Here is a 19,132-nt window from a genome sequence, read left to right as displayed (position 1 = left end):
AAACGCGCCAAGTACCCCCGGTTCAAGTCCCGCACCGGGCGCCAGTCGGCGCACTACACCCGCAGCGCGTTTCGCATACGCGACGGGCGACTGTGGCTGGCCAAGCACCAGGCACCGCTTCGCCTGGTTTGGTCCTTCGACAGCGCCGACCTCGCCTCGCTCAACCCGACCACCGTGATCGTCTCCCGCGAGGCGGACGGGCGCTGGTACGTGACCTTCGCCGTTGAGGTCGACGCCCCCGAACCTTCCCCGCACACCGGGCGCGAGATCGGCCTCGACCTGGGTGTGAAGGACTTCGCGGTCACCTCCGACGGGGAGAAGATCGCCAACCCCCGCCACCTGGAACGCAAAGCCAGGAGCCTGGCCCGCTACCAGCGGCGCATGGCCCGCAAGCGGCGCGGGTCGGCCAACCGGCACAAGGCCAAGGCGAAGGTCGCCGCCGCCCACCGCAAGGTCCGCCACGCGAGGCAGGATTTCCTGCACAGGACCACCACACGGCTGGTGCGTACAGCGGACCTGATCGCGATCGAGGACCTCAACGTCGCGGGCATGGTCAAGAACCGGCGCCTTGCACGGGTGATCTCCGACTGCGGGTGGGGCGAGTTCCGCCGCCAGTTGGAGTACAAGTGCGCGCGGGCCGGTCGCACCCTGGTGATGATCGACCGGTGGTTTCCCTCCTCCAAGACCTGCTCGACGTGCGGGCACCTGCTGGCCACACTCTCTTTGGGCACCCGGCACTGGACGTGCCCTGCCTGCCGCACCCGACACGATCGGGACGTCAACGCGGCCAAGAACACCCTTGCGGCTGGTCGAGCCGCAGCCCGAGAGACAGTCTCGGGTGATGCCTGCGGAGCTGATGTCAGACGGCAAGGGTCCTCCCTTCCGCGGTCGGCGACGAAACAGGAAACCGGGCCTGTGAGGGCCGGGCCTTAGGGCTCATACGCGCGCAGCGCGTAACGGGACCCCTTCTTCAGGAGGGGCAGAAGTCAACTGACCAGCACTCCGATCTCCGGGGTGGCCTCGCGGCCGGTCCGGGGCAGGCGCCGCACGGACAGGCCGGACTCCTCGGCCAGCCGCTCGACGCCGAAGGTCTCCCAGTCGTACTCGTCGTCGACGGTGCGGACCAGGTCACCGCCGCGCAGGACCCTCCACTGGGTGCGCCAGCGCATGGTTCCGGGCCCGGCGGGCTCGCCGGACATCCACCACTCGTAGGTCTGCTCGCCCACGGTCTCCCGGCACATGCGCACGGACGGGATGGAGCGGGGGGTGTCCACCCCCATCAGCTCCACGACCACGGGGCCGCCCGGGGGGAGCCGTTCGGCCAGGCGCCGCCACAGGGTCAGGCGTTCGGCGCGGGGGATGTGCCCGGCCACGCCGAAGACGACCGCGGCCGAGATCGAGTCCGGCAGCGGCAGGTCCTGGGCGGGTTCGGGCAGCACGGTGACGCGGCGGCGCAGGTCGGGGTCGGCGAAGACGCGGCTGGTGAGGATCGCGCGCATGTTCGGCGAGGGCTCGGCCGAGTGGATCCTGGCCGAGGGCAGGATCTCGGCGATGGCCGCGGTCACCAGTCCGGTGCCCGCGCCGATGTCGACGACGGGGCCGTGGGCGGTGTCCAGGCCGGTCAGCGCCGCGCGCAGGGCGGGCGTGCTGGTGACCATGTGCCGGTGGCCGACGAGGTCGAAGAACTCGGCCCCCGGGGAGTAGTAGTCGATGGCGGGAATGGTGTCCTCCAGGTTCTGCGGCGTGGTCAGGGGGTGCTCGGCCAGGGGCCGGGGGCTGCGGCCAGCGCCGGGTCCAGGCGGCGCAGGACCTCGGACACGACGGCCTCCCGCTCCGGTCCGAGGTAGAAGTGGTCGCCCGCGAACACGCGCACGTCCACGCGTCCGCTGGTGGTGGCCGACCAGCGCCGGGCCAGGTCCGCGTCCACCTCGGGGTCGGCCTCGCCCAGGAACACGCTGACCGGGCAGCTCAGCGGTGGTCCGGGGAAGGGCGTGTAGCGCTCGACGAGCCGGTAGTCGTTGCGGACGTAGCCCAGGACCGCCTCGCGCAGGCCGGGCTCGTCCAGGACCTCGCGCCGGGTCCCGCCCAGGCGAACCAGCTCGGAGGCGATCGCGTCGTCGTCGGCGAGGTGGACGCGGCCGGGCGGGGCGTCGGCCGGGGCCCTGCGCCCGGAGGCGAACAGGCGGTCCGGCTCGGGCAGGCCCGCCGCGCGCAGGGTCCGGGCCAGCTCGTAGGCCACGGCCGAGCCCATGCTGTGGCCGAACAGGGCGTAGGGCCGGTCGAGCAGGGGGGTGAGTTCCTCCGCGACGGCCCCGACCACGGTGGCCATGTCGTCCACGAGGGGTTCGTCGAAGCGGTCCTCTCGGCCGGGGTACTGCACGCACACGAGGTCGACGCCGGAGGGCAGGAGCGCGGCCCAGGCCCGGTAGGCGTTGGCGCCGCCGCCCGCGTGGGGCAGGCACACCAGGCGCGTCCGGGCCCCGGGGCGGGGCCGGAAGCGGCGCAGCCAGGAGCGCGTGGGAGCGGGGGTCATCGGGTTGTCGGCCTTTCTGGCGGGGTCGCGTCGCTGGTCGTCGGAGGGGCCAGAAGACCCCCGGAGGTCTCGGGCGGGAGCGTCACGGCGTCACCTCCCCGGCGTCCCCGCTGCGCGGGGCCGGTTCCAGGTCGGCGGTGCCCAGGTGCGCGGTGGGCGGTCCGGGGCGGATGACCTCCGGTCGGCCCAGGCGGCCGGTGGTCTCGTGCCACATCCGGCACACCCCGAGGTCGAACTGCCCCCGCACCAGCGGGTCGGCCCCGGAGCGCACGTCGGCGGCGAAGTCGGTCAGGGCCCGGGTGAGCGCCTCGGGCCACAGGCGGTCGAAGACCTCCCGGTAGGGCGGCGCGTCCGTTCCCTCCAGGGCGGTGGTGGCCGGTTCGGCCAGGTGCCCGGTGCCCGGTCCGGTGGAGCGCAGGCGGCCGTGGGCGTCGCGGGGCGCGTACAGCCGGGGCTGCCAGAGCACGGGGCCGTGGGTGTCGGCCAGGGTGAGCACCCCGTGCTCGGTTCCCAGGGCCATCCGGTGCCAGAGCAGGGCGTGGTTGTCCCCGTCGGAGGGGTCCATCTGGTTCTGCACCCGCAGGGTGAGGGGGACGCCCGCGACGCTGCCCTGGAGCACCCGGTAGGGCTGGGCGCGCGCGGCCAGGGAGGCGACCTCGGGGTCCTCCGCGAGCGGTTCGGTCAGCGCCCAGGGGCGCAGCCCGCCCAGGGCGCGCGCGAGCACGTCCAGGAGCGGGTACAGGACCTGGACGGCGGAGGTGGCGTCGGCGAACAGCACCGGGCCCCGCTCGCGCAGGGCGCGGGCCGCCTCCAGGAAGCGCCGGATCGGCGCCACGTGCCGGTAGAAGGGGTTGAGGTGGTAGACCGCTCCCCCGGCGCGGGCGGCGCGCAGGGCCGCGGCGAGTTCGCCCTCGTGCACGGGGTGCTCCTGGAGGACGTGCACGCCCCTGGCCAGCAGGGCGCGGGCCAGCTCGCCCCCGGCTCCGCCGGAGACCGCCGCGCCCACGACCACGCAGGCCGCGTCGACGTTGTCGGGCACCTGGTCGACGTCGGTGTACAGGGGCACCCCGGCCCGCTCGGCGTAGCGTCGGGAGAACTCGCCGCCGCGGGAGAGGATCCCGGCGAGTTCGAAGGTGTCGGGCATGCGGGCCAGCGCGTCGGCGTAGAAGCGGCCGAAGCCGGTGCCGCACAGCAGCACGCGCAGGGGTCGCGGGCTCACAGGGCGCCCTCCTCGACCCCGGCGGCCTCGCTCGCGGCGTCCTCCACCCGCAGGGTTCCGGCCTCGGGGTCGTCGAACAGGGCGGTGACCGCGGCCTCGGGACTGAGGACGTCGGCGGCGTGGTGCAGGCCCCGGGGCACCAGACCGCGCGCCACCGCGTCGGCGGCCTGCGCGCCCACGCGGCCGGTCATGCGGTAGCTGTCGGAAAAGCGGGCGGTCATCACGCTGCGCCGCCCGGAGGGGTCGGTGAGCGCGTACACGAGCTGGTAGTAGGGCGTGCGCCCGGCCAGGTCCACCTCGGCCGCGCGCCGCAGGCGCTCCGCCGCCGCGGCCAGGTCGCCGACCGGCCGCCCCGCGACCGAGGTCAGCACGGCGCGGACGCGCTCGCCGGGGTGGACGTTGTACCACTCCAGCTCGCGCAGGTTCAGGGCGGCGGCCAGGCGGCGGGCCTCCTCGGTGAGGAAGGGCTGGACGAACGCGGTGCCCGGGAACCCGGGCGGCCGGACGCCGTCGGCGGCGCGCAGCGCCCGCTCCACGACCCGGCCCTCCCGCCAGGCGGCCAGGGGCCGCCCGAAGACGGCGGCCGGGTCGTCGGCGCCGGGCAGGGAGAGCAGCAGGTCGCCCGCGGCGGCCTCGGTGCACCTCTCCAGCCCGCCCGCGTGGGCGCTCATCCGCTCCAGGCCGTGCCGGGCGGCGAACCAGCGCGGCAGCAGGGCGGACAGGCCGGGGAGCACCCCCGCCGACAGGACGATCGCGGAGTCCCGTGCGGCGGGGGTGCGGCTCAGGCGGTCGTGCGCGGGCCCGTCGCCCGTCACGTCCACGTAGTCGGCTCCGGCGGCCAGGGCCTCCACCGCCACCGCGTCGGCGATGCGGTAGGAGGGCCCGGCGCAGTTGAGCACCACGTCGAGTCCGGAGCAGAAGGCCCGCACCGACTCCGGGGAGTCGGCGTCCACCGCCTTGACGGCGGTGTCGGGGCCCAGTTCGGCGGCCAGCTCCTCCAGGGGCGCGGTGCGGCGCCCCCCGAGCAGGAGGCGGGTGTGGCCCAGGGCGCGCAGGCGGCGGGCGGCGGCCCGGCCCACGGCCCCGGAGGCGCCCACCACGCCCACCGCGCGGTCGGTCGCGCCGCTCACCGGACCACGTCCCCTCCGGTGACGGCCTCCAGGTGCTTGAGCACGCCGGGGGCGTAGGGCACCGACAGCAGGCTGAAGTGGTCGCCGGGCACGTCCACGATGTCCAGCTCTCCCAGGACCAGGCGCTCCCAGTAGGTGGTGACGCTCTCCTTGTTGCCGGGGAAGGGGTAGGCGCCGCCGTGGCGCAGGAAGGTGATGTCCCCGGCGTAGGGCTCGGGCTCGTAGCGGGAGATGGCGAAGACGCTCTGGCGGAAGATCGCGAACATCTCGTTGAGCGCCTCGGGGGTGTAGGTCCCGGCCGAGGGGGGCACGGCGGCGCACATGCGCTCGATCCTGGTCTGGCGGGGCACCTTCGCCAGCTCTCGGAAGCGCTCGGCCACGTCGGCGTACTCGCCGGTCAGGCGGCCGATGGCGCCGTCGGGGAGCAGGCCGGGGGTGGCCTCCAGCAGCTGGTCGGAGGCGGCCGACACGCGGTTCTCGTCGGCGGGGAAGCCGACCGCGACCGGGTCGATGCCCATCATGACGGCGAAGGCGTACTCCGAGATCAGCTCGTCGTCCAGGCGGAACGGCGGCCGGTGCGTGCTGATGGCGGTGAGGGAGGCGACCTCGGCCCCGGCGTCGGTGAGCGTGCGCGCGACCTCGGTGGCGACGAGGCCGCCCAGGCAGTAGCCGACGACGTGGAAGCGGTCGCCGCCGCGTTCGAGCAGGGCGTTCGCGTAGTCGGCGGCCCAGCGCTTGATCACCGTGGCGGGGTCGGCGTCCAGGAAGGCGGGGACGTCGGGCAGTTCCAGGCCGACCAGGGTGGCCTGCCCGCGCGAGCGCCGCCGGATCTCGGTGATGAGGGAGCGGTAGGGGATGAGGGTTCCGGTCCCGGCGTGGACCAGGGCGGTGACCGCGCCGCCGCCCGGCCCGTTGAGGGGCACGTAGGAGTCGGGCTTGCCCTCGTCGGAGGCGCGCACCTGCCCGGACAGGTCACGGAGGTAGGCGGCCAGCCCGGCGACGGTGGGGCGGCGCAGCATGTGGCGCAGGACCACCTCCCACTCGATGTCGGCGCCGGTGTCGGGCAGGACCTCGCCGAGTCGGCCGACCATGCGGGCGACCAGCAGGGAGTCGCCGCCCAGCGCGAAGAAGTCGTCGTCGCGGCCGACCGCGCCGCGCTCCAGCAGCTCGGCCCACAGCCCGCACAGGGCGCGTTCGAGGTCGTCGGCGGGCTCGCCGGTGGCCGTGTCGGCGGTTCCGGGGGCGTCGTCCCCGGGCAGGGCGCGCAGGAGCGCGGCCCGGTCGACCTTGCCGTTGGCGGTGAGCGGGAGCGCGTCCAACAGCCGCCAGTGCGCGGGCACCATGTACTCGGGCAGGCGGGTGGCGGTGTGGCGGACCAGTTCGTCGGCGGTGACCGGCGTCCGGTCGGTCTTCAGGCGGGCCAGGTAGAGGGTCTGGCCGGTCTCGGCGAGGCGGTCGTCCGCCTCGGGCAGGGCCAGGGGCGACGCGGCCCCGGCCCGCTCCAGGGCGCGCTCCCACTGGTCGCGGGTGAGGAAGGTCTGGTCGTGCTCGGCGCGGGCGTCGCGGTGGCCGCCGTCGAGCCCGTCGAGGAACTCCATGGACACCAGCAGCGCCGGGTCGTGTTCGGCGGTGGTCTCCAGGAACACCAGGTGGCCGCCGGGCGCGAGGAGTTCGGCGACGCGGGCCAGGGCGGCGTCGGCGTCCACGGCGTTGTGCAGGACGTTGGCGGCAACGACCGCGTCGAAGGAGTTGGGCGCGTAGCCCTGGGCCCCGGCCTCGCGGTTGAGGTCGAACAGGCCGAAGGACACCCAGGGGAAGTCCGCGAAGCGCTCCCTGGCCTCGTTGACGAAGAACGGGGAGACGTCGGTGAAGCGGTACTCGGCGGGGTGGCCCGCCAGGGCCGCGACGACGGCCTCGGTGGTGCCGCCGACGCCCGCGCCGATCTCCAGGACCCGCAGCGGCCCGTCGGCCGTCCGGCGGGCGGCGGCCTCGGCCAGGGCCGCGGCGGCCGCCGCGTTGAGGTGGCGCACGGCCAGGTTGTCGCGGTAGGCGGCGCCCGCGGTGTCGAGCGCGGCGCCGGGGAAGAGCAGGGTGCGCACGTCGAGGTCGCCGCGCAGCAGTTCGGGCAGTCGGCCCGAGCAGGCGCGCATGTACACCAGGACCTCGGTGCCGTAGTCCACCCGCCGCTCCAGGTCGGCCAGGCGCTCCCAGGCGGCGTGCTGTTCGTCCTCGTCCACGTGGCGGAGCCCGCTCCAGCGGTCGCCGTCGCGGGTCAGGCGTCCGGCGTCGGCCAGGGCGCGCAGCCAGCGGCGTACGAGCCGGTGGTGGCGCCGGTCCGCGCCCAGGCGGTCGATGACCTCCTCGGCGGTGTGGGTGGTGTCGGAGAACAGTCCGGCCCCGGTCAGGGTGCGGGTGATGGCGCCCAGGGCGGTGGCGCGCATCGCGTCGAGGAAGGCGGCCAGGTCGTCGCGGTCCAGGTTCGCGGTGGCCTCGCCGACCGCGGACGCGGCGGCCAGGGCGGCGGGCCCGGGTTCGGCGTCGGCGGGCGCGTCGGCGGGGCGGCGGGCGGTCTCGGCGAAGGCGGCCAGGCGCCGGTCCTCGCGCCCGCCCACGGCCAGGACCGCCGCGGAGGCCACGGAGGGGTGGGCGGTGAGGGCGGCCTCGATCTCGGCCAGCTCCACGCGGTGCCCGCGGATCTTGACCTGGTCGTCCTCGCGGCCCAGGAACTCGATGTGGCCGCCGGGCCGGTAGCGGCCCAGGTCGCCGGTGCGGTACAGGCGCTCCCCGGTGCCGGGGTGCGTGACGAAGCGTTCGGCGGTGCGGGCCTCGTCGCCCAGGTAGCCGGTGGCCACGCCCGCTCCCCCGATGTGGAGTTCGCCCGCGACCCAGTCGGGGCGGTCACGCATGCGCTCGTCCAGGACGTGGAAGGTCTGGTTGGTCAGGGGGCGGCCGTAGGGGACGCTGGGCCAGGACGGGTCCGCCTCCCCGATGGGGTGGTGGATGGACCAGATGGAACCCTCGGTGGCGCCGCCGAAGCTGTACAGGGCGGTGCCGGGCAGGTGGGCGCGGACGCGGTCGGCCAGGGTGAGGGGGATCCAGTCGCCCGAGAGCAGGGCCACGCGCAGGGTGGTCGGCGCCTGCGCGGGCGCGGTGGAGAGGTAGTCGGCGAGCATGCCCATCTGGGCGGGCACGGAGTTCCACAGGGTCACCCCGTGCTCGCGGGCCAGCTCCGCCCAGTGCGAGGGGTCGCCGCGTCGGTCGGCGTGGGGGAGCACGAGTGCGCCACCGGCGCCGAGGGGGCCGAACAGGTCGTAGACGGACAGGTCGAAGCCGAGGGCGGCAAGTCCGAGGACCCGGTCGCCGGAGCCGACGGAGAAGCGCCGGTTGACGTCGGCGATCGTGTTGAGGGCGGCGCGGTGGCTGACCATGACGCCCTTGGGGGTTCCGGTGGAGCCCGAGGTGTAGATGACGTAGGCGAGGGCGTCGGGATCGACGGGGCGGGGCGGGAGCGCGTCGAACGCGCTGGCGGCGGGGACCGCGTCCACCTCGACGGGTTCGACGTCCCGGTCCCAGTCGCCGATCTCGGCCAGCCAGGACTGGGTGAGGACGTGGCGCACCCCGGCGTCGCGCAGGATGGCGCGGCGGCGGGCGGCGGGCTGGGTGGTGTCGACGGGGACGTAGGCGGCGCCGGTCAGCAGGACCGCGTGGGCGGCGACCACCTGCTCCACGCCCTTGTCCATGACCACGGCCGCGCGGTCGCCCGGGCCGCAGCCGCGGGCGCGCAGTTCGTCGGCCACGGCCGTGACGCGCGCCCACAGCTGGCCGTGGGTCAGGGACGCGTCGGGGTGGACGACGGCCGGGGCGTCGGGGTCGCGCAGCGCGGCGGCCAGGGCGTCCTCGTACAGCAGGGCGTCGGGCAGGGGGCCTTCGGTGGCGTTGGCCTCGGCGCGGGTGAGGAGCTGGTGGGCGGGGGCCGCGGCCGGGGCGTCCTCGTCCCAGGGCCCGTCCGACAGGGCCAGGCGGCGCAGCAGGTCGGTGTAGGCCGCGAAGGCGTCGGCGGCCAGGCCCTCGGGAAGGACGCCCTCGCGCACGTCCCAGCGCACGGCCAGGGCGCCCCCGGCCAGGGAGACCTGGCAGTCCACCCACACCTGCGGGGTCTGGGACAGGCCGTGGACCTCCCGGGCGGCCCAGGAGTCGCCGCCGTCCTCCTCCTCAGCGCCGATCGCGCCGGTGAAGACGACGGGCATGAGCACGGCGGGCTCGTCGCGGCGGCGCGAGAGTTCGGCCAGCAGTTCGTTGCCCGAGTACAGGCAGTGGTCGACGTCCTCGATGAGGCGGCCCTGGCGGGTGCGGGCGCGCTCGGTGAAGGTCGTACCGTCGTCGGCGTGCACGGCGAGCAGGGTCAGCGAGGTGAAGTCGCCGACCACGCGGTCCACGTCCGGGTGCAGGGGCAGGCGCTGGGACACGGGCAGGTTGAGGGTGAAGTCGGGGCGGCGCGACCACAGGGCCAGCACCTCGGCGTAGGCGGCCAGGGCCACGCCCGCGGGGGTCAGGCCGCGCTCGGCGGCCCGGGTGCGCAGGGCCCGCCACTGCTCCGGCGGCAGGGCGGCGGACAGGCGGGTGAAGCGGGCGGAGGCGTCGGTCGAGTGCTCGACCAGGGGCAGTTCGGGGGCGGGCGGCAGGTCGTCGGCGCGCTCGGTCCAGTAGGCGCGGTCGCGGTGGTAGCGGGCGCCCTCGCGCAGCGACCGGTGGGCGAGCACGTAGTCGCGGAAGGTCGCCCCCAGCGGCGGCAGGGGGTGCTCGGGGTCGGCGTAGAGGGCGGCGAGCTCGTCCAGGAGCAGCCGGACGCTGGTGTAGTCGGCGGCGAGCAGGTCGACGGACAGGTGCAGGTGGGCGCGGTCGTCGCCGCGGGTGAGGTGCAGGCGCACCAGCGGCCAGGAGGAGGCGTCGGGGACGAGGTCGCGCAGGCGCTCGCGGGCCCGGGAGGCGTGGGCGGCGGTGTCGCCGCCGCCGACCTCGGTGACGGTCAGCGACTCCCCCGGCGGCTCGGGCAGCACCCGCTGGTGGCCCTCGGGGGAGACGACGGAGCGCAGCATGTCGTGCCGGCGCACCAGCGCGTTCCAGGCGGTGCGCAGGCGGTCGGGGTCGAGGTCGTCGAACTCCAGCTCGGCGTAGGCGTGGCAGGCGACGCCGCCGTAGTCGTAGGCCGGGCCGCGCCCGACGAGGTAGGCGCCCTGGACGTCGGTCAGGGGGAAGGGGTCGTGGCGCGCGCCGGGGTCGGGGGTGAGGGAGGGGGCGGCCTCGGCCTCCAGCAGGGCCAGGACCCCATCGCGGTGCTCGCGCAGGGTGGCGCGGTGCTCGTCGGTGAGGGCTCCGGTGGGGCCGCGGAAGCGGATGCGGCCGTCGTCGGCCCACAGGTGGACGCCCGCGGCGCGCAGTTCGTCGAGCAGGGGGCGCAGGGCGTCGGGGGCGTCGGAGGCGGGAGTCGGCAAGGTGGGCTCTCCTCGTCGGGTCGGTCCGCGCGGGGCGGACCCGGCTGGGAACGGTGGGGATGGCGCGGGGGGCGTTACGCGGGGGCGGTGGGGTGGTGGTCGGTGCGGGTGGTGGGCGCGGGGGGCGATCGATGTGAGGGACGGAAGGTTCGTGTGGGACGGCCCCGGGTGGGCCCCGGAGCGCCGGACGGAACGGGAGTGGCTGGCGGGGCGGGTGTTACGGGGTCAGATCACCCCGTCCTGGACGTCCTCCGCCCTGGTCGCGCGGACCTGGTCGGCGAGCGCGGCGAGCGTGGGCGCGGCCAGGAAGGCACGGGTGGACAGCTCCTCGCTGAGTTCGCGGCGCAGGACGGTGATCATGCGGATGGCCAGCAGGCTCGTGCCGCCCAGGGCGAAGAAGTTCGCGTCGCGGTCGTCGACGGCGGCGCCGGTCAGCTCGCCCCAGACGCGGGCGATGTGCTCCTCCACCTCGTCGGCGAGGGGGGCGCCGCCCGGGCCGACCTCGGCGGCGGCCAACTCCTCCAGCGCCCGGAGGTCGACCTTGCCGTTGGCGGTGAGGGGCATCTCCCCGACCGTCCGCACGCTGCCGGGGACGGCGTGGGCGGGCAGCCGGGCGGCGAGGTGGCGGGCCAGGCCCTCCGCCGGAACGCCGGACCCGGCGCCGGTCCCGGTCGCGCCCCCGATCCCGTCGCCGTCCTCGGTGACGAAGGCGACCACCCTGCGGGAGGTGCGCTCCCCCACCGCCAGCGCCGCGGCCCGGCGCACGCCGGGGTGGTCCTCCAGCGCCGCCTCGACCTCACCGAGTTCGAGCCGGTGGCCGCCGACCTTGACCTGGCGGTCCGCGCGACCGAGGAACTCCAGGAGCGCGCCCGGACGGTAACGCCCCTGGTCACCGGTGCGGTACCAGCGCTCTCCCCCCGCGGTGACGAACCGGGCGGCGGTGCGCTCGGGATCGCCGCGGTAGCCGAGGGCGACCCCGGCCCCGCCGATCCACAGCTCCCCCGCCACCCAGTCCGGGCAGTCGAGCCCGTGGGGGTCCACCACCCGGTAGCGCTGGTCGCGCAGCGGCGTCCCGTAGGGCACCGAGGGCCACCCCGGCGGGACGTGGCCGCCGTCGAAGGCGTTGGACCAGATGGCCGCCTCCGTGGCGCCGCCCAGGGCCACCAGGTGGACGCGTGCGCCGCTGGCCTCGCGCAGGCGCGGTGCCAGGTCGCCGCCGACCCAGTCCCCGGAGACCAGGGCCAGCCGCAGGGAGGAGGGCAGCCCCTTGTCCTGTGAGGCCAGGAGCAGCATGTCGAGCAGGGCGGGGACGGTGTTCCAGACGGTGACGCCGTGCTCGGCGCACAGCGCGCGCCAGCGCTCGGCGTCGCGGCGCTCGTCCTCCTCGGGCAGGACGAGCGCGCCGCCCGCGCCGAGCAGGCCGAACACGTCGTAGACCGACAGGTCGAAGTCGAGCGCGGACAGGGCCAGGACCCGGTCGTCGGGGCCGATCCGGTAGCGGTCGCTGATCTCGGCGACCGTGGTGAGCGCGGCGGCGTGGGAGACCTCCACGCCCTTGGGCTCCCCGGTGGAACCGGAGGTGAAGATGGTGTAGGCGACCTCGCCGGGGTCGCGCGGCACGGGCGCGTCCAGGGGCGGGGCCTGGAGGAGTTCGGCCACGTCGGCGGAGCGGGGCGCGCCGGTGCCGTCGCCGACGGCCAACACGGTCCGGGCCGCGCGGTGGACGCGCTCGCGCCGCAGCGGGGGCTGGCCAGCGCCGACCGGAACGTAGACGGCTCCGGCGGCGAGGACGCCCAGGACCGCGCAGACCTGGTCGGGGCCCTTGGGCAGGCACACCGCGACCGCGTCGCCGGGCCGCACGCCGCGTTCGACCAGCCCGGCGGCGACGCGCAGGGACCGGTCCGCCAGCTCGCCGTGGGTGAGCACGGACCGGTCCGTGACCAGGGCGGGGGCGTCGGCGCGTGCGGCCGCGCCGTCGAGGAAGGCGTCGTGCAGCAGGCCGCGCGGAGCGGTTCCGGAGGGGGCGTTGACCGAGGCGCGCACCACGCGCTGGTCGGCGGGCAGCATCCGCGCGCAGGCCCGCTCCCAGCCCTGTTCGCCGTCGCGGGCGAGCGCGCGCAGCAGATCCAGGTAGGCCGCGAACATGGCGTCCAGGACCCCGGGGCGGAACAGGTCCTCCACCGCGTCCCAGTACACCTCCAGTCCGCCGCGGCTCTCCATGACCTGGTTGTCCAGGTACACCTGGGGCGACTGGGACAGGCCCCACACCCGCTGCGGGAAGTCCGGGGACAGGTCCATGGACACCCCCTCCCCCACGCCCAGGGAGCTGGTGAACACCACGGGGATCCCGGGCTGGGCGGTGCCGGTGCGCCGCGCCAGCTCGCGCAGCACCTCCTCGGCGGGCACCTCCCGGTGGTCCAGGTCCCGGCCCAGGCGCCGCTGGAGGTCGCGGGCCGCCCCGGCGGGGTCCTGCCCCGGCGCGCGGTGGTAGGAGGTCAGCGACAGGGAGGTGAAGTCGCCGAGCACGCGGCCGATGTGGGGGTGCAGGTCGTGGCGGTTGAACAGGGTGAGGGTGAGGCTGAGTTCGGTCTGCCCGCTCCACCGGCCGAGGACCTCGCCGTAGCAGGCCAGCAGCAGGGTGGCGGGGGTGACGCCCGCGGCGCGGGCCAGGCCGGTGAGGGCGTCCCACTCCTCGGGGGCGAGCCGGTCGGCCCGTCGCGTGAACCGGGGCCGGTCGACGTCGGCGGGGTCGGTGCGCAGCGGCAGGGCGGGGGCGGCGGGCAGGTCCGCGACGCGTTCGCGCCAGTACCCGCGGTCGCGCCGCTCGCGTTCGGGGTCCGGCCGCACCTGGGTGAGGTAGTCGCGGAAGGTGACCTCGACGGGGTCCAGGACGGCGTCGGGCTCGCGGTAGAGGCGGTCCAGCTCGGTGTAGAGGGTCATGATGCTGAGCGCGTCCAGGACCAGGTAGTCCAGGCCCACGCCGAGGCGGACGCGGTCGGATCCGTCGCGCGTGTAGCGCACGGCGCGCACGTCGAACAGGGGCCAGCGCCCGGGGTCCAGGACCTGGTGGGACATGGCCTCGCGCAGTTTCGCGAGCGCGGCGCTGGGGTCGTCGGGGTCGGCCTCGGTCACGGGCACGCGCACGGGCGGCACGGCGGGCAGGACCCGCTGGTCGCCGTCGGCGTCGAAGACGGCGCGGAGCATGTCGTGCCGGGTGACGAGCCGGTCCAGGGCGTGCTCCAGGCGGCGCAGGTCCACGTCGGCGCCGTCGAACTCGGTGTAGTGGTAGGTGCCGACACCGCCGAGGGTGAAGTCGGGGCTGCGTCCGGTGAGGTAGGCGCGCTGGACGCCGGTGGGCGGGAAGGGTTCGTGGCGCGAGGCGGGGTCGTGGACGATGCGCTGGCTGCCGACGGCCTCGCCGCGGGCCGGGAGGCGGGCGGCGAAGTCGGCCAGGACGGGGTGGGCGAACAGTTCCGAGACGCCCGCTCCGGCGTGGCCGAGCCCGCGCAGGGCGGCCACCACGCGGGTGGCCAGCAGGGAGTCGCCGCCGAGCGCGAAGAAGGAGTCGTCCCGGCTGACCGGGTCCGAGCCCAGCAGGTCGGCCCAGATACGGGCGACGCGGTTCTCGACCTCGCCCACGGGGGGCTCCCCGGTGCGCGGGGCTCCGGCCAGGTGCTGGCGCAGGAGGCGGGCGACGGCGGCCCGGTCGGGTTTGCCGTTGGGGGTGAGCGGGATCCGGTCGAGGGCCAGCACGGGGTCGGGGAGCATGGCGGGCGGCAGCAGGGTGCGGGCGTGCTCCGCCGCGGCCCCGGCCAGGGCGGAGGAGTCCTCGGCCTCGCGGGGGACGACGACCGCGGCCAGACGGGGCGCGGGCTCGGTGAGCGCGACCGCGACGGCCAGGGACACCTCCGGGTGCGCGGCCAGGGCCGCCTCCACCTCGCCGGTCTCCACGCGCACGCCGTTCACCTTGACCTGGTGGTCCGCCCGTCCCAGGAACTCCAGGGTGCCGTCGGGGGCGTAGCGGGCCAGGTCGCCGGTCCGGTACCAGCGCCGTCCCCCGGAGGTGACGAAGCGGTCGGCGGTGGCGTCGGGGGCGTCCCGGTAGCCGCGGGCCAGGCCCGCGCCGCCCACCCACAGCTCACCGGCGACCAGGTCGGGCCGGTCGCGCCCCTGGGCGTCGACCACGCGGCACCGCACGCCGGGCAGCGGGCGTCCCCAGGGCACGCAGGCCCAGGAGGGGTCGGCCCGGTCGACCTCCAGCAGGGTGGAGTGGATGGCGGCCTCGGTCATGCCGCCCAGGGCGAGGAAACGGCACTCGGGGGCCAGGGCTCGCAGCCGCTCGCGCAGGCCGGGGGCGACGCGGTCGCCGCCGAGCAGGACCGCGCGCAGGGGCGGCATCGGCGCCATGCCGGACTCGACCGCCGACAGCAGCATGTCCAGCAGGGCCGGTACGCAGTTGAGGACGGTCACCGACGCGTGCGCGGCGGCCCGGGCCCAGTGTTCGGCGTCGCGTCGGGTCCCGGGGTCGGCCAGGACGGCGGCGCCGCCCGCCGACAGCGGCGCGAACAGGTCGAAGACCGACATGTCGAAGCCGTAGTCGGCCAGCGCGAGCGTGCGGTCGCCGGTGCCGGTGCCCAGGACGGCGTTGAGCACGTCGATCGTGTGCGCGGCGGCCCGGTGCTCGACCTCCACCCCCTTGGGCGTTCCGGTGGAGCCGGAGGTGAAGAGCACGTAGGCGAGCGCGTCCGGTGCGACCTCGCGCGGGGTTCCCTGGGGGGCCTGCCGCGCCTGCTCGGGGGTGAGGACCGGAAGGTGGGTGGGGACGACCGTCGCGGGGTCGTCGCAGATCAGCAGGTCGGGCTTTCCCCCGGCCAGGACGCGCGCGCGGCGGGCGGCGGGCTGGTCACGGCCCAGGGGGAGGTAGGCGCAGCCCGCGGCGAGCACGCCCAGGACAGCGGCGACCTGGTCCGCGCCCCGGGGCAGGTCCAGGGCCACGGTCGCGCCCGCGGGCACGGCCCCGGCCACCGCTCCGGCCACGCGCAGCGCCCGGTCGGCCAGCTCCCCGTAGGTCAGGGACGCGCCGTCGGGCAGGACCAGGGCGGTGTCGCCGGGGGCGGTGCGGGCGTGGTCGAGGAAGCGCCCGTGCAGCAGGCGGGGGCCGGGCGGCGCCGCGTCGGGGGTGTGCGCGGCGCGCGCCCGGGCCTGGTCCGGGGAGGGTTCCGGACGGAAGGGGCGGCTCCAGGCCGCGGGGTCGTCGGTGAGGTCCTCGACGAGCGCGCGGTAGCAGGCGAAGGCGGCCTCCATGGTTTCGGGGGCGAAGGCGCGCTCGCGCAGGTCCCAGTTGAGCAGGAGTCCGCCGTCGAGTTCGGTGACCTGGGCGTCGAGCAGGACCTGGGGGCCCTGGGAGATGATCCAGGAGGGGCGGCCGAAGCACTCCTGGACGGGGTCGGTGAACAGGGGGCCCAGGCCGATCGCGCTGGTGTAGACGACGGGGGCGAGCACGGGGTTGCCGCCGTCGAGGCGGGCCAGGTCGCGCAGGACCTCCACTCCCCCGTAGGCGCCGTGGTCGACCGCCCTGTGCAGGTCGGTCTGGACCGTGCGCGCCCGCTCGGCGAAGGGGGCGGGGTCGGCGGTGTCGACGCCGAGGAGCACCGAGCTGCTGAAGTCGCCGACGACCCGGCCGACGTCGGGGTGCAGGGGCGCGCGGTCGAACAGGGGCAGGTTGAGCGAGAACCGCGGGGCCGCGCTCCACGCGCCCAGGACCTCGGCGAAGGCGGCGGCCAGCGCGGCCGCGGGGGTGACGCCCGCGGCGCGGGCCCGCCGCTCGAACAGCCGGGTGCGCTCGGGGGTGAGCTGGTGGTGCAGGCGGGTGGAGCGGGTGGCGTCGGTTCCGGCCGCGGCGGGGAGCGCGGTGCCCGGGAGGACGGGCAGTTCGGGCGGCGGGGGGATCTCGCGCAGGCGTTCGTGCCACCAGGAGCGGGCGCGCTCGCGCGGCCGGGGGTCGCGGGAGGCGCGCTCGGCGAGGTAGCGGGCGAAGCCGTACTCCAGGGGCGGCAGGTCGCCGCCCCGGTAGGCGGTGCGCAGGTCCTCCAGCAGGACGCGCAGGCTGAGGGCGTCGGCGACGATCATGTCCAGGTCCACGTGCAGGCGGGTGGCGCCGCCCGGCAGCAGGGAGAGGGCCACGTCCAGGACCTGTCCGGCGGCGACGTCCATGCGGCGGTGGGTGGAGGAGTCCCGGATCCGCGCGAGGGCCCGGTCGGCCTCCTCGGGGGCCAGGGCGGTCAGGTCGTGGACCGTCACGTCGGGAGCGGCGGCCTCGGCGGGGACAGCGGCCTCGGCGCCCCCCACCGGCGCACTGGCCACAGCGGACCCACCGGACTCAGCAGGCGGGACGGATGTGACAGAAGCAGCAGGCGCGGCAGACGTGCCGGACGTGACGGGGGCGGCGACCGCGGGAAGCACGCGCTGGTGGCCGTCGTCGTCGAAGCGCACGCGCAGCATCGGGTGGCGCTCCACCACGGTCCGCAGGGCCGCGGCGAGCCGTTCGGGGTCCACGCCGTGGCCGTCGAACTCGGTGTAGAAGTGCGCCGCGACCCCGCCCAGCGGCTGTCCGTCCTGGCGGCCGATCCAGTAGGCGTGCTGCATGGTCGCCAGGGGGAAGGGCTCCCCCTCCTCCACGAGGCCCACGGAACCCTGGGGCGCGGGGCGGTCCGTGGCGGCCGAACCCCGGATCAGGGCGCTCCATGCGGCCGCCGTCGGGTTGGCGGACAGGTCCTCGAAGGTGACGTCGAACCCGTCCTCCCGCCAGGCGCCCACCAGGCGGATCAGACCCAACGAGTCCAGCCCGTGCTCGAAGAGGTCGTCGGTGTCGGCGAACCCCCGGGTTCCGAGCACCTCCGCCACCTGCTCGCGCACGGCTCCGGCTCCGGTTCCCGCCCCGGCGTGGTCTGACACGGTGTTCTGCCCCTCTGTGTTCGGGTTCGACACGATCAGCAATAATGAAAACCGTTTTCATTGCCGATGTGCCTATGTATAGCACTGCCGCGACCGCCCGGTCGACCCGGGCCCACGGAATACGGGAGGGATCACATGCCCCAGGACTGGCTGCGCTGGCCGGAGGAGCAGGCGAGGGGGTACCGCGAACGCGGCTTCTGGGACGACCGGACGCTGGACGCCCTGCTACGCGAGCGGGCCGAACGCCACGGGGAGCGCACCGCGCTCGTGTCGGGCGTGGACCGGCTCACCTACGCCGAACTGGACGAACGCGTGGACCGGCTGGCGGCGGGGCTGGCCTCGCTCGGGGTGGACCGGGGCGAGCGCGTCCTGCTCCAGCTGCCCAACCGGCGGGAGTACGTCGTCACGCTCTTCGCCCTGCTGCGGATCGGGGCCGTGCCGGTCCTGGCCCTGCCGGCCCTGGGCGCCGCCGATGTGGAGTCGCTCGTGCGCACGTCGCGGGCGTGTGCCGTCGTCGTCGCGCAGGGCAGGGGCCGCAGCGACCCCAGGGCCGCCGCGGCCCGGATCGCGCGGGCCGCGCCGTCGGTGCGCGGCCTGGTCGTCGTCGGCGACCCCGGGGACACCGGCGGGGTGCGGTGGGACGTCCTCGCGGAGGCGGACCCCCTCCCCCGGAGCGGGAAGCACGGGCGAACTCCCGAGGTCGGCGCCGAGGACCTGGCCCTGCTCCTGCTGTCCGGAGGCACCACGGGCACCCCCAAACTCATCCCGCGCACCCACGCCGACTACGGGTACAACGCCCGGGCGTCGGCCGAGGCCTGCGGTGTGGGAGAGGACGCGGTCTACCTGGCCGTCCTGCCCGTCGCGCACAACTTCACCATGGTCTCCCCCGGGATCGTGGGCACCCTCGCGGTCGGCGGCACGGTCGTCCTGAGCCCCGACCCCAGCCCGACCACGGCCTTCGCGCTCATCGAATGCGAGGGGGTGACCATCACCTCGCTCGTGCCCGCGCTGGTGCCCTCCTGGCTGGACGAGGCCCACCGGACCGGACACGACCTGTCCTCCCTGCGCGTCCTCCAGGTCGGGGGGTCGCGCCTGGACGACACGACCGCCCGGCGGGTGGGGCCCGCCCTGGGCTGCCGCCTCCAGCAGGTGTTCGGCATGGCCGAGGGCCTCAACAACTACACCGGCCTGGACGACCCCGACGACCTCGTGTGCACGACCCAGGGCCGCCCCCTCTCCCCCGCGGACGAGGTCGCGGTGGTGGACGAGGCCGGGCACCCCGTGCCCCCGGGCAGCCCCGGGGAACTGCTCACCCGCGGCCCCTACACCCTGCGCGGCTACTACCGGGCGCGCGAACTGGACGCGTTGCGCTTCACCCCGGACGGGTTCTACCGCACCGGGGACCTGGTCACCCGGACCGAGGGCGGCGACCTGGTGGTCGTGGGCCGGGTGAAGGACCAGGTCAACCGGGCCGGGGAGAAGATCGCCGCGACCGAGGTCGAGGAGTACCTGCTGGCCCTGCCCGGTGTGCGGGCGGCCGCGGTGGTCGGCGTGGCCGATCCCGTCCTCGGTGAGCGGTCGGTCGCCCTGCTGGTGGCCGATGAGGAGTGCCCGGGCCGGGAGGAGGTGCGCGGCGTGATGCTGGAGCGCGGCGCGGCCGCCTTCAAGGTTCCCGACGAGGTGCGCGCGGTCGCGGAACTGCCCCTCACCGGGGTGGGCAAGGTGGACAAGAGACGGCTGAGGCGGGAGTTGGAGGCTTCCTAGGGATCCGGACCGGGCGGGGGGGGGGGGGGGTGCCGGGCAG

General features: G+C 75.9%; 8 protein-coding genes. 2 read left to right on the top strand and 6 right to left on the bottom strand.

Going from position 1 to position 19,132, the window contains the following annotated elements:
* The coding region (locus tag ACSIH6_RS37545) for an RNA-guided endonuclease InsQ/TnpB family protein (protein ID WP_435113299.1) at positions 1 to 933 on the top strand (933 nt) is incomplete at its 5' end.
* A gap of 53 nt (positions 934 to 986) precedes the next feature.
* On the opposite strand, the gene ACSIH6_RS37540 is transcribed toward ACSIH6_RS37545, so the two are convergent.
* The 6 genes from ACSIH6_RS37540 to ACSIH6_RS37515 all read right to left on the bottom strand — a co-directional run bounded on the left by ACSIH6_RS37540 (position 987) and on the right by ACSIH6_RS37515 (position 17,328).
* Positions 987 to 1,658, bottom strand: a complete 672-nt coding sequence (locus ACSIH6_RS37540; RefSeq protein ID WP_435113297.1) for a class I SAM-dependent methyltransferase — start codon at positions 1,656 to 1,658, stop codon at positions 987 to 989.
* 89 nt (positions 1,659 to 1,747) lie between these two features.
* Positions 1,748 to 2,533: a thioesterase II family protein gene (locus ACSIH6_RS37535; protein ID WP_435113295.1), complete on the bottom strand. Its 786-nt coding sequence runs from the start codon at positions 2,531 to 2,533 to the stop codon at positions 1,748 to 1,750.
* An 82-nt stretch (positions 2,534 to 2,615) separates the two neighbouring features.
* The gene (locus ACSIH6_RS37530; RefSeq protein WP_435113293.1) at positions 2,616 to 3,752 is read right to left on the bottom strand and encodes a Gfo/Idh/MocA family oxidoreductase; all 1,137 of its coding nucleotides are present in this window, start codon (positions 3,750 to 3,752) and stop codon (positions 2,616 to 2,618) included.
* Positions 3,749 to 4,882 (bottom strand): saccharopine dehydrogenase NADP-binding domain-containing protein, encoded by a 1,134-nt coding sequence (locus ACSIH6_RS37525; protein WP_435113291.1) that lies wholly within the window; start codon positions 4,880 to 4,882, stop codon positions 3,749 to 3,751. Before ACSIH6_RS37525 ends, ACSIH6_RS37530 begins: the two co-directional genes overlap by 4 nt.
* Complete coding sequence (locus ACSIH6_RS37520) at positions 4,879 to 10,374, bottom strand: amino acid adenylation domain-containing protein (RefSeq protein ID WP_435113289.1); 5,496 nt, start codon at positions 10,372 to 10,374, stop codon at positions 4,879 to 4,881. Before ACSIH6_RS37520 ends, ACSIH6_RS37525 begins: the two co-directional genes overlap by 4 nt.
* Positions 10,375 to 10,599: 225 nt before the next feature.
* Positions 10,600 to 17,328, bottom strand: a complete 6,729-nt coding sequence (locus ACSIH6_RS37515) for an amino acid adenylation domain-containing protein (protein WP_435113287.1) — start codon at positions 17,326 to 17,328, stop codon at positions 10,600 to 10,602.
* Positions 17,329 to 17,463: 135 nt separating this feature from the next.
* On the opposite strand from ACSIH6_RS37515, the gene ACSIH6_RS37510 reads away from it, so the two are divergent.
* A complete protein-coding gene (locus ACSIH6_RS37510) occupies positions 17,464 to 19,092 on the top strand; it encodes a (2,3-dihydroxybenzoyl)adenylate synthase (protein ID WP_435113285.1) in 1,629 nt (542 codons plus the stop codon).
* The last annotated feature ends 40 nt before the right edge of the window (positions 19,093 to 19,132 follow it).

It is taken from the genome of Nocardiopsis synnemataformans (assembly GCF_965343085.1).
Lineage (GTDB): Bacteria > Actinomycetota > Actinomycetes > Streptosporangiales > Streptosporangiaceae > Nocardiopsis > Nocardiopsis alborubida.
This window is presented reverse-complemented; position numbering and strand designations above follow the sequence as displayed.

Coding starts and splice junctions, on each gene's coding strand:
- ACSIH6_RS37540 (WP_435113297.1), bottom strand. CDS start 1,658: ATGGTCACCAGCACGCCCGCCCTGCGCGCGGCGCTGACCGGCCTGGAC.
- ACSIH6_RS37535 (WP_435113295.1), bottom strand. CDS start 2,533: ATGACCCCCGCTCCCACGCGCTCCTGGCTGCGCCGCTTCCGGCCCCGC.
- ACSIH6_RS37510 (WP_435113285.1), top strand. CDS start 17,464: ATGCCCCAGGACTGGCTGCGCTGGCCGGAGGAGCAGGCGAGGGGGTAC.